Consider the following 12,749-nt stretch of genomic DNA (forward strand, 5'->3'; position numbering starts at 1 on the left):
CCGCGGTCGAAGGGCTGTCTCCGGCGTGTCGGTAATATGCCAATCCCGCACGGCGAAGCCTCACCGTGCGGTGCAGGAGGCATCATGCGCGCGCGATCCAGACCCCCCGTCCAGGGACGAGGCATGTTCAGCGGTACCGGGCTGATCATCGTCTGCCTGGCGGCGACCCTCGCCGCCCTGGTGTTCCCGATCTGGTCGTACGCCGACCGGTCGGACCCCACCGGCTCGGTGAACGTGCTCAGCGCCCAGACCGTGTCGACGGCGTACGGCCCGCTGTCCGCGCAGGACCGGGACTTCATCGTGAAGGTCCGCCTCGCCGGGCTGTGGGAGCTGCCGGCCGGGGAGATGGCGGAGCAGAAGGGCACCACGGCGGCCGTCCGGACGGCGGGGCAGCACCTCGTCGACGGGCACGCCTCCCTCGACGCGCACGTCCGCACCGTCGCCACCCAGCTCGGCGTGCCGATCCCGAACAGCCCGAACACCCAGCAGCAGCAGTGGCTCGCCACGCTGAACGCCGCGCAGGGGCAGGACTTCGACCGCGAGTTCGCGAACATCGTGCGGCTGGCGCACGGCCGGGTCTTCTCCGTGGTCGCCCAGATCCGCGCCGCGACCCAGAACACCCTGGTCCGCGATCTCGCCGACGACGCCAACACCACCGTCCTGGACCACATCAAGGTCCTGGAGGCGACCGGCTACGTCGACTTCGGCACGCTGGCGCAGCAGTTGACCACCACGCCCTCCCCCGTCGCCGCACCGCCCGTCGTCGCCCCGGCGGACGCGACCCCGGTCGCAGCGGCGCCGACACCGACCCCGGCCCCGTCCCCGACGTACACGCTGCCGCCCGCCACCACCAGCCCGGAGACGGCCGCCGGCAACCCCTGACCTGCACGGGAAGCGGAACGTCACATACCGACAACACTCGGTCCGGAATGTGAACAGGCCATGGCGGTGGCCAGGACCCTGGCATAGAAACATGTCATGTTCTGGGTCCTTCTCCTGCTCCTGGCCTGGGCCGTCGCCGGCACCGCCTGCACCCGGTTGTGCCTGGCCGCCGTACGGACGGCGGCCGTCGGCGCGGACGCGGGCCACGGACACGATCTGACGCTGTACGAGGCCGCGTTCCTGTCCGGCGGGCCCGCGCGGGTCGCCGACCTGACGCTGGTGTCCATGGCCCGGCAACGGCGGCTGCTGCTCGCCCACACCGGCTGGGCGACCGTCGTGGACCCGCGCGGGCGGGACGACATGGAGCGGTCGGTGATCGGGGCCATCGGGCCCGAGGGCCAGTCGCGGATAGCGCCGGTGCGCTCGGCGGCGGCCGACACGGACGCCGTGCGCAGTCTCGGCGAGGGGCTGGTACGGGCCGGGCTCGCGGTGCCCGACGCGGCGGCGCGGACGACGGTCGCCTCCGGTGTCCGGCAGGTCCGGGCCGCCGCGCTGGCGATCCTCGGGCTCGGCGTCGCCGCGCTCACGCTGCCCGCGCCGACCGAGATGCCGCGCGACCTGGTCGCCGTCTGGTTCGCACTGCCCCTCACCCTGACGCTGAGCTGTCTGGCCATCGCCCGGGTCGAGGCGCACCCGTACGCGCGCTGGGCCTCCCCGGCCGGCCAGCGGCTCCTCGGCTCGCTGCACCGGCGGGCGAACCGCGCGGCCGACGACCAGTCGCTGCTGGCCTCGGTCGCCGTCCGGGGCATCCGCGCGATCGGCGAGCCGGAGCTGCGTGCGGCCTTCGCACACCGGGACCAGCTGCCGAGGGAGTGAGCGGGGGCGCATAGGGGGCAATGCGCCGACACCCGCCCGATGGTGCTTGCCTTCGCCGACAACCGGTCGAAATATCCCTTTTATTGCTGCCGTGCAGTCGCTGCGGTGCCCTTGCCGCCACGCCACCGCAGCCGTTGCTCCGAAGGGATACGCCATGAGAGCCCCCGCCCTGTACTCGGCCGCCGGGTCACTGATCCTGACCACCCTGGCCGCCGCCCCGGCCGGGAGCGCCCCCCGCGTCCCGGACACGGCGGCGGCCGAACTGCACGGCACCGCGGTCGCCGCCGCGCGGGCGCGTGCCGCGGGCATCGACTTCGGCCGGTGCGCCGCCGACCTGGAGGCGCCGGACACCCTCCGGTGCGGCACGGTGAGCGTCCCGCTGGACTACGCGCACCCGGACGGCAAGCAGATCAGACTGACCGTCAGCCGGGTGGCGGCCACCCACAAGGACCCGCACAACAGCAAGCGCAAGGTGCCCCGGCAGGGTGTCCTGGTCTACAACCCGGGCGGGCCCGGCGCCTCCGGCATGCTCTTCCCGATGGTCGGCGTACTGCCCGAGTGGAAGCGCCTCGCCGCCGCCTACGACCTGGTCGGCTACGCCCCGCGCGGCGTCGACCGCTCCGCCCCGCTGTCCTGCGTCGACCCCAGGCACTTCTACAAGGCGCCGTCGCAGTCGCCGGCGCACCCCTCCGAGGAGTACAAGAAGGCCCGGATCAAGGAGGCGAAGGCGTACGCGCAAGGCTGCCTGAAGCGCTCCGGGAGCAAGCTGCGCCACTACACCTCGCTCAACAACGCCCGTGACCTGGACGTGCTGCGCGCGGCCCTCGGCGAAAACCGGCTGACCTTCATGGGCGCCTCGTACGGCACCTACTTCGGCGCGCTGTACGCGACCCTCTTCCCCTCGCACGTACGGCGGATGGTGCTGGACTCCGCGGTGAACCCGGACCCGGCGCAGGTCTGGTACCGGAACAACCTGGAGCAGTCCGCCGCGTTCGAGAGCCGCTGGGCGGACTTCCGGGAGTGGATCGCCAGGAACGACGCCGTGTACAAACTGGGCGACACCGCCGCGAAGGTGCAGGCGAGTTACGACAAGGCGGCCAAGCGCCTGGCGAAGAAGGCGGCCGGCGGGAAGGTCGGGCCGGGGCAGTTGCAGGGCGCGTTCCTGTCGGCCGGGTACTACGACGACTTCTGGCCGAGCCGGGCGGAGGCACTGTCCAAGTTCCTGAAGGGGGACGCCAAGCCGCTGGTCCGGCTGGCGGCACCGGCGGCGGAGACGGCCGCCGAGGCGGAGAACGGCAACGCGGTCTACACGGCCGTCGAGTGCAACGACACGTCCTGGCCGACGAAGTGGCAGACCTGGAACCGGGACAACACCCGGCTCGCGCGCGTGGCGCCCTTCGAGACCTGGGACAACGCCTTCATGAACCTGCCCTGCGCCTACTGGCCGGTGCCCCGGCAGCAGGCGCTGGACGTGCGGACCGGCCCCGGTGAGCTGCCGCCGACGCTCATCCTCCAGGCCGAGCGGGACGCGGCCACGCCGTACGCGGGCGCGCTGGAGATGAACCGGCGGCTGTCCGACTCGGTACTGGTGACCGAGCGGGACGCGGGCACGCACGGCATCGGCGGCGGCCCCAACAAGTGCGTGAACGGCTACCTGGAGGCCTACCTGCTGGAGGGCCGGCTCCCGAACCGGCGCGCCTCGTGCGCCGGGCACGCGGAGCCGAAGGCGACGGCACCGGCCGACCATGCCCGGGGGAAGACCGTGCGGGAATCCCTGAAGGGCAAGACCGGCCGGCACTGACGGACGTCAGGCGAGGCCCGCGACCAGCTCCGCGATGTCCTTGCGGCGGCCCGTGTAGAACGGGACCTCCTCGCGGACGTGCCGGCGGGCCTCGGAACCGCGCAGGTGGCGCATGAGGTCGACGATGCGGTACAGCTCGTCGGCCTCGAAGGCCAGCACCCACTCGTAGTCGCCGAGCGAGAACGAGGCGACCGTGTTGGCCCGCACGTCCGGGTAGCCGCGGGCCATCTTGCCGTGGTCGGCGAGCATCCGGCGGCGGTCCTCGTCGGGCAGCAGGTACCACTCGTACGACCGCACGAACGGGTACACGCTGACGTAGTCGCGCGGGGTCTCGTCGGCGAGGAACGCCGGGATGTGCGAGCGGTTGAACTCGGCGGGGCGGTGCAGCGCCATGTTCGACCACACCGGCGTGAGCGCGCGGCCCAGCTTCGTGCGGCGGAAGAGGTTGTACGCCTCCTGGAGCTGGTCGCTGGTCTCCGCGTGCCACCAGATCATCAGGTCGGCGTCGGCGCGGAGCCCGGAGACGTCGTAGGTGCCGCGGACGGTCACGTCCTTGGCGGCGAGCTGGTCGAACAGCTCCTGGACCTCGGCGGCATAGCCCGTGCGGTCCTCGGGCAGCACGTCCTTCAGCTGGAAGACCGACCACAGGGTGTAGCGGATGACCTCGTTGAGGTCCTTGGCCAGCTTGCCCTTGTTCGGGATCCTGCCGGACTCGGTGGTGGGGGCGTCGTCACTCATGGTCCCTATTCTCCCGCTCCGCCGTGCAGGCTCTGCACCGGGTTGGCCGTCAGCTCCTCCACCCCGGCGAGGTCGCCCGCCAGCTGGTCCACCGCCGCGTACGCGCTCGCGACGCAGGCGGGGATGCCGACGCCGTCGTACTGCGCGCCGCACACCGCGAGGCCCGGGAGTCCGGCGACGTGCGCGCGGACGCGGGCCACGCGCGCGTGGTGGCCGACCGGGTACTGGGGCAGGCCGTCGGTCCAGCGGGTGACGCGGGTCTCCAGCGGCGTGGCGTCCAGGCCGGTGGCCGCGCGCAGGTCGTGCCGGGACAGCTCCACGAGGTCGGTGTCGTCGCGGCCGAGGACCGCGGTCTCGCCGTACCGGCCGACGGAGGTGCGCAGGACGACGACGTCGGGGTCCTCGTCGGCGATCCAGCCCCACTTCTGGGAGGCGAAGGTGGCGGCCTTGATGGTGCGGCCGTCGACGGGCGGGACGAGGAAGCCGCTGCCGGCGGGCAGGCCGAGCCCGGTGCGTCGGTAGGCGAGGCTGATCAGGGCCATCGAGGCGTACTCGACGGCGGCCAGTTCGGCCGCGGCTGCGGGTGCCTCGGCGCGCAGCAGGCCGGCGGCGGCGGGCGCCGGTACGGCGACGACCACGGCGTCGGCGTGCAGCACCCGGTCGGCCGTGGCGATCCGCCAGCCCAGGGGTTCCCTGCGCAGTCCGGTCACGGGCGTGCCGGTGAGGATCTCGCCGCCGCGGGCCCGGACCGACTCGGCCACCGCGAGCGGCAGGGTGCCGACGCCGCCCTCGATGCCCATGAAGACCGGTCCGGTCTGCTGGTTGGCCGTCGCCTTGGCCTGGATCTCGCGGACGGCCTCCGTCAGCGAGTCGTGGGTCCGCGCGGCCTGGTAGAGCTGCGGGACCGCGGAGCGCATCGAGATGCGGTACGCGTCGCCCGCGTAGACCCCGCCGAGCAGGGGCTCGACCAGCCGGTCGACGACCTCCCGGCCCAGCCGGGCGGCCACGTACGCGCCCACCGCCACGTCGTCGCCGACCTCGGTGCGGGGCAGGTCGGCGTCGCGCCCGATCCGGGCGAGGCCCTCCTCGGACAGCACGCCGGACAGCGCGGCGGCGGTGCCGGGGACGCCCATGACATGGCCCTTGGGCATGGGGCGCAGCGCGTCCCGGGTCCAGATCGAGGCGGTGGCGGTGGCGGGGGCCTGCAACCGCTCGCCGAGCCCCGCCTCGCGGGCGAGGGCGACCGCCTCGGGCCTGCGGGCCAGCATCGACTCGGCGCCCAGGTCGACCCGGACGCCCGCGATCTCGCCGGGCAGCAGCTTGCCGCCGACTCGCTCCGAGGCCTCCAGCACGGTCACGCGCGCGCCCCGGTCCAGCAGCCGGTGCGCCGCGGCCAGCCCCGCGATCCCTGCTCCGACGACGACGACCCGGCCCGTGCTTGTACCCGTTGCGCTCATGACCTCACTCTCTCAGACCGCGCTGACACTCCCGCCCCGGCCCGGTGACCCGTACGCGTCCGGACCGTGACCGCACCGGAACCGTCGGCCCCCGAACGTCCCGCCCCGCCCCGGCGTCGAAGTCGCGTCAGTTGTCACCGTCCCCGGGGGGAACCATGCGCCGTCCCGCACGACCCGCACGACCCGTACGCACCGCCCTCGCCGGCCTGCTGCTCGCCGCCGCCCTCGTCCTCACCGGATGCAGCGCGGACGGCGGTTCCGACGGCGACTCCGCGAGCGCGGCCAAGGCCGACGTCAACAGCGCCGCCACGGAGGCGGCGGGCTCGGCGGGCGCCAAGGACAGCGGCAGCGGGACCGGCAGGACCGCGCCCGCCCTCACCGCCAGCCGGATCATCCGCACCGCCTCCCTGACCGTGCAGGTCAAGGACGTGCCCAAGGCGCTCGACGCGGCCCGCACCACGGCCGAAAACGCCGGCGGCTACGTCGGCGACGAGACCACCACCCGGGACTCCGGGGGCCGCGAACGCACCCGCGTGGTCCTCCGGGTCCCCGCCGAGAAGTACGACGAGGTGCTCGCCGGCCTCCAGGGCTCGGGCAAGCTGATCGACCGCACGGCGAAGGCGCAGGACGTCACCGACCAGGTGGTCGACGTGGACAGCCGGGTCAGGTCGCAGCGGGCCAGCGTGGCCCGGATCCGCGAGCTGATGGACCGGGCGGCCAAGCTCGGTGACGTGGTCACCCTGGAAGGGGAGTTGAGCAGCCGGGAGGCCGACCTGGAGTCGCTGCTGGCCCAGCAGGCGTCCCTGAAGGACCGTACGAGCATGGCCACGATCACGCTGTCGCTCACCCCGACACCGGTGCGGAAGGCAGCCGCGAAGGACGACTCGCCGGGGTTCGTGGACGCCCTTGCGGGCGGCTGGCACGTCTTCGTCACCATGCTGCGCTGGATCGCCCTGGCGCTGGGCGCGGCCCTGCCGTTCGCCGCCCTGGCGGCCGTCCTGGCGCTGCTGTGGTGGCGGCTCGCCCGCCGGCGCCGTACCCCCGCGCGGCCCGGCAGCGAGACCTGAGCGAGCCCGAAATCCCCGCGCCCCGTAGCGTGTTCGCATGAGCATGAGCGGTGGACGGGAACGACTGGTCGTGATCGGCGGTGACGCCGCGGGCATGTCCGCGGCGTCCCAGGCGCGCCGGCTGCGGGGACCGGACGAGTTGGAGATCGTGGCCTTCGAACGCGGCCACTTCACCTCCTACTCGGCGTGCGGGATCCCGTACTGGGTCGGCGGCGAGGTCGAGGAGCGGGACCATCTGATCGCCCGCTCCCCCGAGGAGCACCGCGCCCGCGCGATCGACCTGCGGATGCGCACCGAGGTCACGGAGATCGACGTGGCCGGGAAGCGGGTACGCGCGCGTGACGTCGATTCCGGCGCCGAGTCCTGGACGCCGTACGACAAGCTCGTCATCGGCACCGGTGCCCGCCCGATCCGCCCCGACATGCCGGGCGCGGACGCGCCGGGCGTGCACGGCGTGCAGACCCTGGACGACGGCCAGGCCCTCCTCGACACGCTGGCACGCACGCGTGGCCGCCGGGCCGTGGTGGTCGGCGCCGGCTACATCGGCGTCGAGATGGCCGAGGCACTGATCAACCGGGGCTACGAGGTGACGGTCGTCAACCGCGGCAGCGAGCCGATGTCCACGCTCGACCCGGACATGGGACGCCTGGTGCACGAGGCCATGGCGGGCCTCGGCATCACCATGGTCGACGACACCGAGGTCACCAAGGTGCTCACCGGCCAGGACGGCAGGGTGCGCGCGGTGGCCACGGAGGACGCCGAGTACCCGGCGGACGTGGTGATCCTGGGCATCGGCGTCCGCCCGGAGACGGGCCTCGCCGAGGCCGCCGGCCTGCCCGTCGGCGGGCACGGCGGCCTCCTCACCGACCTCGCGATGCGGGTGCGCGGGCACGAGGACATCTGGGCGGGCGGCGACTGCGTGGAGGTCCTGAACCTGGTCTCGGGCCAGGAGCAGTACATCCCGCTGGGCACCCACGCCAACAAGCACGGCCAGGTCATCGGCACCAACGTGGGCGGCGGCTACGCCACGTTCCCGGGTGTCGTCGGCACCGCGGTCAGCAAGGTGTGCGACCTGGAGATCGCCCGCACCGGCCTGCGCGAGAAGGACGCGCTCCGGGTGGGCCTCCAGTTCGAGACGGTCACCATCGAGTCCACGAGCCGCGCCGGGTACTACCCCGGCGCCACCCCCATGACGGTCAAGATGCTCGCGGAACGCCGCACGGGCCGCCTCCTCGGCGTCCAGATCGTCGGCCGGGAGGGCGCGGGCAAACGCGTCGACATCGCGGCGGTCGCCCTCACGGCCAACATGACGGTGGAACAGATGACAGCCCTGGACCTGGGCTACGCCCCACCGTTCTCACCGGTGTGGGACCCGGTACTCGTGGCCGCGCGCAAGGCAACGGCCAAGGTACGCAGCGGGACTTTCTGAGAAGCGCCCAGGCCGCCTACCAAGGGGCGCGGGGAACTGCGCGACCAGCCCCCACGCACCCGCACCCCCACAACGGCGATCAAGCCGTCCCACTGATCCGCGGCAGCGAAGTGACCCCCGCCCCACCGGGCGCAGCCGCGGCAGCAGGCTGCTCGGTCCCCGGCCGCGCATGCGCAGCAACCGGCCGCGTCGACCGCAGCCGGTTGCTCACCGCCTCGTCCAGCGTCACCGGCCGCTGCATCTGCGCGGCCAGCCGCCCGGCCTCCTGACCGAGCCGCGCCACGTCCTCCCAGGGCAGCCGCACGACCAGGGAGATCTCGGCCTCACCGTCGGGCAGGGCCTGCATGGGAGGGAATCCCGGAGAAGTAACCCGCTCGTTCATCGCCTGTTCCTCACGTCGCCTGAACCTCACGTCGGTCGCAAGGACATACGCACGCGCGCGTGACGACGTTCACCGGGGCGCCCCGCGCATCGAGCGCCCCCTCCCTGGGCACTAGTCAGCTGTGGTCATCCCCGTTCATGACGTGAACCCGGTGCGTCGCACGCCGTACGTGACGTACGCGCTGATCGCCGCGAACGTGCTCGTCTTCCTCTTCACGCCCGGCATAGCCGGCTCCGTGGCCGGCGGCAGCGACCTGTCGCAGCTGTGTCATCTCCAGGCCTTCATGGACCACTACGCGGTGGTCCCCAAGGAGCTGATCCACCATCAGATGCCGCAGCTGGTCCCGACCGGCCAGGTGGGCGTCGGCCGGAACGGCCCCGGGTGCGTGATCGGCCCGCCCGGCTACGCCAAGTCGCCGGCGCTGTCGGTCTTCACGGCGATGTTCCTGCACGGCAGCTGGCTGCACCTGCTGGGCAACATGCTTTTCCTGCTGATCTTCGGCAACAACGTCGAGGACCGGATGGGCCACATCCGTTTCATCCTCTTCTACGTCTTCTGCGGGTACGCGGCCGGCTACGGCTTCGCGCTCCTCAACGCCTCGTCGGGCGACCCGCTGATCGGCGCGTCCGGCGCGATCGCCGGCGTCCTCGGCGCGTATCTCGTCCTCTACCCGACGGCCAGGGTCTGGGTGCTCGTCCCGTTCCTGGTCTTCCTGCCGCTGCGGCTGCCGGCCTGGCTGGTGCTGGGCTTCTGGTTCGTGCTCCAGGCCGTGTACTCGTCCGGCGAGGGCGTCTCGGACGCCGGGACCGTGGCGTACGCGGCGCACATCGTCGGCTTCCTGGTGGGCATGGTGCTCGCCTGGCCGCTCAAGCCGGGCACGCCTCCGCCGCCGGAACCGCGCGGCCTGCTGTTCGGCAGGCGGGCCCGGCCCCGGCACGGCTGGTAGCGGACCGGGTCAGCGCACGCTCTCGGTGTGGACGAACTCGGTGAGGCGGGTCAGCGCGTCCGGGTCGGTGGACGGCATCACGCCGTGGCCCAGGTTGAAGACGTGCCCTTCGAGACCGGCCGCCGCGTCGAGCACCTCGCGCGCCTTGGTCTCCACCGCGTCCTTGCCGGCGAACAGGACGGCCGGGTCGAGGTTGCCCTGGAGCGCCTTGCCGGGGCCGACGCGGCGGGCGGCCTCGTCGAGCGGGACCCGGTAGTCGACGCCGACGACGTCCGCGCCGGCCTCGCCCATGAGCTTCAGCAGTTCACCGGTGCCGACGCCGAAGTGGATACGCGGGACGCCGTATCCGGCGACGGCGTCGAAGACCTTCGCGGAGGCGGGCAGCACCGAGCGCCGGTAGTCGGCGGGGGCGAGCGCGCCGGCCCAGGAGTCGAAGAGCTGGACGGCGGAGGCACCGGCCTCGATCTGCACCTTGAGGAAGGCGGCCGTGATGTCGGCGAGGCGGTCGAGCAGGTCGGCCCAGAGCTCCGGGTCGCCGTACATGATCGCCTTGGCGTTCTCGTACGTGCGTGAGGGGCCGCCCTCGACGAGGTAGCTCGCGAGGGTGAAGGGGGCGCCGGCGAAGCCGATCAGCGGGGTCGGGCCGAGCTCGGCGGTGAGCAGGCCGACGGCCTCGGTGACGTAGGAGACGTCCTCGGGGGTGAGGTCGCGGAGCTGGGCGAGGTCGGCGCGGGTGCGGATCGGGTGCGCGACGACCGGGCCGACGCCGGGCTTGATGTCCAGGTCGATGCCGATGGCCTTGAGCGGGACGACGATGTCGCTGTAGTAGACCGCCGCGTCCACGCCGTGCCGGCGCACGGGCTGGAGGGTGATCTCGGCGACCAGCTCGGGCCGCGTGCACGACTCCAGCATCGGGATGCCCTCGCGCACCTTGTGGTACTCGGGCAGCGAACGGCCGGCCTGGCGCATGAACCACACGGGGGTGTGCGGCACGGGTTCACGCCTGCACGCCTTGAGGAAGGCACTGTCGTACGTCGCTGTCGGCTGCTGGCCCGCGGGGCTTCCGTTCGCACTCACGACGGCAAGTCTCGCACGCCCCGGAAGCCGGCATCGCGGCGCCCTTACATGGCCCTTAGGTGGTGTCTCTCCCTGCGCGAAGGCGTCGTTCCCCTTACTCTTCCCCGCATGGCTGCGGCTCAGGGACGACTGTCGGACGGCGCTGGCGGGATGGGCGAGGGGAAGGACACCGAGGAGGACGAAGGACATACCGGGAGTACGGCGCCACCGGTACCGCCGGCCTTCCGGGCCGCGGTCGACGCGCTGCGCGGTGCCCGGCTGCGGCCCCAGGTCGAGGTGGAGCCGACGCCCGCCCCGCAGCGTCTCGCCCCGTTCGCGTACGCCGTGGAGGCCGCGGTCGTCGACGGCGAGCAGGATCTCGCCGACGGGCGTCTCGTGCTGCTGCACGACCCGGCCGGGCACGAGGCCTGGCACGGCACGTTCCGGCTGGTCACCCTGGTACGCGCGGAGCTGGAGCCGGAGATGGCGGCCGATCCGCTGCTGCCGGACGTCTGCTGGGCGTGGCTGACCGGGGCCCTCCAGGCGCGCGGCCTGTCGTACGGCGAGCCGAGCGGGACCGTGACGCGCGCCAGTTCGCACTACTTCGGCGGGCTGTCCGCGCGCCCCGCCGCCTCGCAGATCGAGATCCGGGCCTCCTGGACACCCCGGGAGGGCCGTGCCGGCGTGCCGGACACCGCCGCCCATCTCGCCTCGTGGTGCGACCTGCTGGCGCAGGTGGCGGGCCTGCCGCCGGCTTCACCGGGCGACGCCTCGGTGGTCACCCTGCCGCAGCGCCGCGACCCGCAGGCGCGCTGAACCCGCACCGTCGCGGATCGGGGACCCGTCCACCCGGGTCCCGTCGGCTCACCCTGTCCACCCGAGTCCCGTCGACTCACCCTTCATTGACCATCCCTTTGTCGATACGGCCACTTTCTGTCCCGTACAGCAACGGCCCGAACCGATTCGATCTTCGGATGATCGATCGCGTGTCCGAATTGCACGTATTGTTACTCACCAGATCGTGATCATTCTCTAAAGGCGGACGGGTTTGGTGCCGAAGACGACTGTGACCTTGAAAGCACGGTTCGTCCCGGCTTCTTCCCCACAAGCCGGCCCCGTCCCCCACCCAGGAGGCCTGGTGTCCGTTCTCCTAGAGCAGCCCGCAAGCCTGGTCGCCTACCGCCCGAACAAGCCCACCGCCATGGTGGTCGTGGCCGACCCGCGCGTCCGCTCCACCGTCACCCGCCACCTGTGGGCGCTCGGCGTGCGCGATGTCATCGAGGCCTCGTCCATCGCGGAGGCTCGTCCCCGCATCGGCAACCCCCGCGACATCTGCGTCGCCGACGTCCACCTCCCCGACGGCTCCGGCCTGACCCTCCTGTCCGAGACCCGCGCGGCGGGCTGGCCCAACGGCCTGGCCCTGTCGGCCGCCGACGACATCGGCGCCGTGCGCAACGCCCTGGCCGGCGGGGTCAAGGGCTACGTCGTCACCGGCACCCGCACCAACATCGGGCTCCCCACCCGACCCGGTGCCGCTCCCATCGGCGCCGCCGCCCGCATGCACCGCCGCCCCCCGGGTGCCCCGAGCCACCCGGGCGGCTACCGCGAGCTCTCCGGCCGTGAGGTCGAGGTGCTCCGGCTGGTCGCGGAGGGCCAGTCGAACAAGGCGATCGGCGTCTCCATGGGACTGTCCGCCCTCACCGTCAAGAGCCACCTCGCCCGCATCGCCCGCAAGCTCGGCACGGGCGACCGCGCCGGGATGGTCGCCGTGGCCCTGCGCACCGGCATCATCCACTGACCGGCCCACACCTGCGGCCCACACCTGCGGCCGGCATCCGCCGACACCGACCGAACACCGACCGACCGATCACCGACGGCCCGTCACTGATGGCCGACCACTGATGGCCGATCACCGATCCCGGATCTCGGGGATCACCGACCGGCCCCACCGGTCGCCCGTCACCGACCGGTCGTACGTTCACCGACCTGACCGGACGGCCGCTGGTCCGGCGTCACGTCGTAACCCGCTGTCCCCCGTTCGTGGACCTGATCTTTCACCGGCCTGACTGGTTTACGACCCTCCGGCGCCCGTCGACGGAACGTTCCGTCGACGGG

At 72.8% G+C, this 12,749-nt stretch carries 12 protein-coding genes; 8 read left to right on the forward strand and 4 right to left on the reverse strand.

Features of this window, described 5'->3' with window-relative positions; translation table 11 throughout:
• Positions 1 to 84 precede the first annotated feature (84 nt).
• The 3 genes from AB0D74_RS47140 to AB0D74_RS47150 all read left to right on the forward strand — a co-directional run bounded on the left by AB0D74_RS47140 (position 85) and on the right by AB0D74_RS47150 (position 3,559).
• Positions 85 to 882 carry a DUF4142 domain-containing protein gene (locus tag AB0D74_RS47140; RefSeq protein WP_362601601.1) on the forward strand — a complete coding sequence of 266 codons (798 nt, stop codon included), beginning with the start codon at positions 85 to 87 and terminating at the stop codon, positions 880 to 882.
• A gap of 96 nt (positions 883 to 978) precedes the next feature.
• Positions 979 to 1,758 (forward strand): TIGR04222 domain-containing membrane protein, encoded by a 780-nt coding sequence (locus AB0D74_RS47145; protein WP_362601604.1) that lies wholly within the window; start codon positions 979 to 981, stop codon positions 1,756 to 1,758.
• Positions 1,759 to 1,912: 154 nt separating this feature from the next.
• A complete protein-coding gene (locus tag AB0D74_RS47150) occupies positions 1,913 to 3,559 on the forward strand; it encodes an alpha/beta hydrolase (protein WP_362601607.1) in 1,647 nt (548 codons plus the stop codon).
• 6 nt (positions 3,560 to 3,565) lie between these two features.
• On the opposite strand, the gene hemQ is transcribed toward AB0D74_RS47150, so the two are convergent.
• Positions 3,566 to 4,297: a hydrogen peroxide-dependent heme synthase gene (hemQ, locus tag AB0D74_RS47155; RefSeq protein ID WP_362601610.1), complete on the reverse strand. Its 732-nt coding sequence runs from the start codon at positions 4,295 to 4,297 to the stop codon at positions 3,566 to 3,568.
• Between the two features lie 5 nt (positions 4,298 to 4,302).
• Positions 4,303 to 5,754, reverse strand: a complete 1,452-nt coding sequence (gene hemG, locus AB0D74_RS47160) for a protoporphyrinogen oxidase (protein ID WP_362601614.1) — start codon at positions 5,752 to 5,754, stop codon at positions 4,303 to 4,305.
• 155 nt (positions 5,755 to 5,909) lie between these two features.
• On the opposite strand from hemG, the gene AB0D74_RS47165 reads away from it, so the two are divergent.
• Positions 5,910 to 6,821 carry a DUF4349 domain-containing protein gene (locus tag AB0D74_RS47165; protein ID WP_362601617.1) on the forward strand — a complete coding sequence of 304 codons (912 nt, stop codon included), beginning with the start codon at positions 5,910 to 5,912 and terminating at the stop codon, positions 6,819 to 6,821.
• Between the two features lie 37 nt (positions 6,822 to 6,858).
• A complete protein-coding gene (locus AB0D74_RS47170) occupies positions 6,859 to 8,250 on the forward strand; it encodes an FAD-dependent oxidoreductase (protein ID WP_362601620.1) in 1,392 nt (463 codons plus the stop codon).
• A 79-nt stretch (positions 8,251 to 8,329) separates the two neighbouring features.
• Here the strand turns inward: AB0D74_RS47170 and AB0D74_RS47175 are convergent, their stop codons facing one another.
• Positions 8,330 to 8,632, reverse strand: a complete 303-nt coding sequence (locus AB0D74_RS47175; protein ID WP_362601623.1) for a hypothetical protein — start codon at positions 8,630 to 8,632, stop codon at positions 8,330 to 8,332.
• A gap of 121 nt (positions 8,633 to 8,753) precedes the next feature.
• On the opposite strand from AB0D74_RS47175, the gene AB0D74_RS47180 reads away from it, so the two are divergent.
• Entirely contained in the window at positions 8,754 to 9,578 is an 825-nt protein-coding gene (locus AB0D74_RS47180) for a rhomboid family intramembrane serine protease (protein WP_362601625.1), read from the forward strand.
• 9 nt (positions 9,579 to 9,587) lie between these two features.
• Here the strand turns inward: AB0D74_RS47180 and hemE are convergent, their stop codons facing one another.
• Positions 9,588 to 10,655: a uroporphyrinogen decarboxylase gene (gene hemE / locus AB0D74_RS47185; RefSeq protein WP_362601628.1), complete on the reverse strand. Its 1,068-nt coding sequence runs from the start codon at positions 10,653 to 10,655 to the stop codon at positions 9,588 to 9,590.
• A 108-nt stretch (positions 10,656 to 10,763) separates the two neighbouring features.
• Between hemE and AB0D74_RS47190 the strand changes: the two genes are divergently transcribed.
• Both AB0D74_RS47190 and AB0D74_RS47195 read left to right on the forward strand, forming a co-directional pair.
• The gene (locus tag AB0D74_RS47190; protein ID WP_362601631.1) at positions 10,764 to 11,450 is read left to right on the forward strand and encodes a DUF3000 domain-containing protein; all 687 of its coding nucleotides are present in this window, start codon (positions 10,764 to 10,766) and stop codon (positions 11,448 to 11,450) included.
• 322 nt (positions 11,451 to 11,772) lie between these two features.
• A complete protein-coding gene (locus tag AB0D74_RS47195) occupies positions 11,773 to 12,432 on the forward strand; it encodes a response regulator transcription factor (protein ID WP_181808392.1) in 660 nt (219 codons plus the stop codon).
• The last annotated feature ends 317 nt before the right edge of the window (positions 12,433 to 12,749 follow it).

The organism is Streptomyces sp. NPDC048278 (assembly GCF_040652195.1).
Classification (GTDB): Bacteria; Actinomycetota; Actinomycetes; order Streptomycetales; family Streptomycetaceae; genus Streptomyces.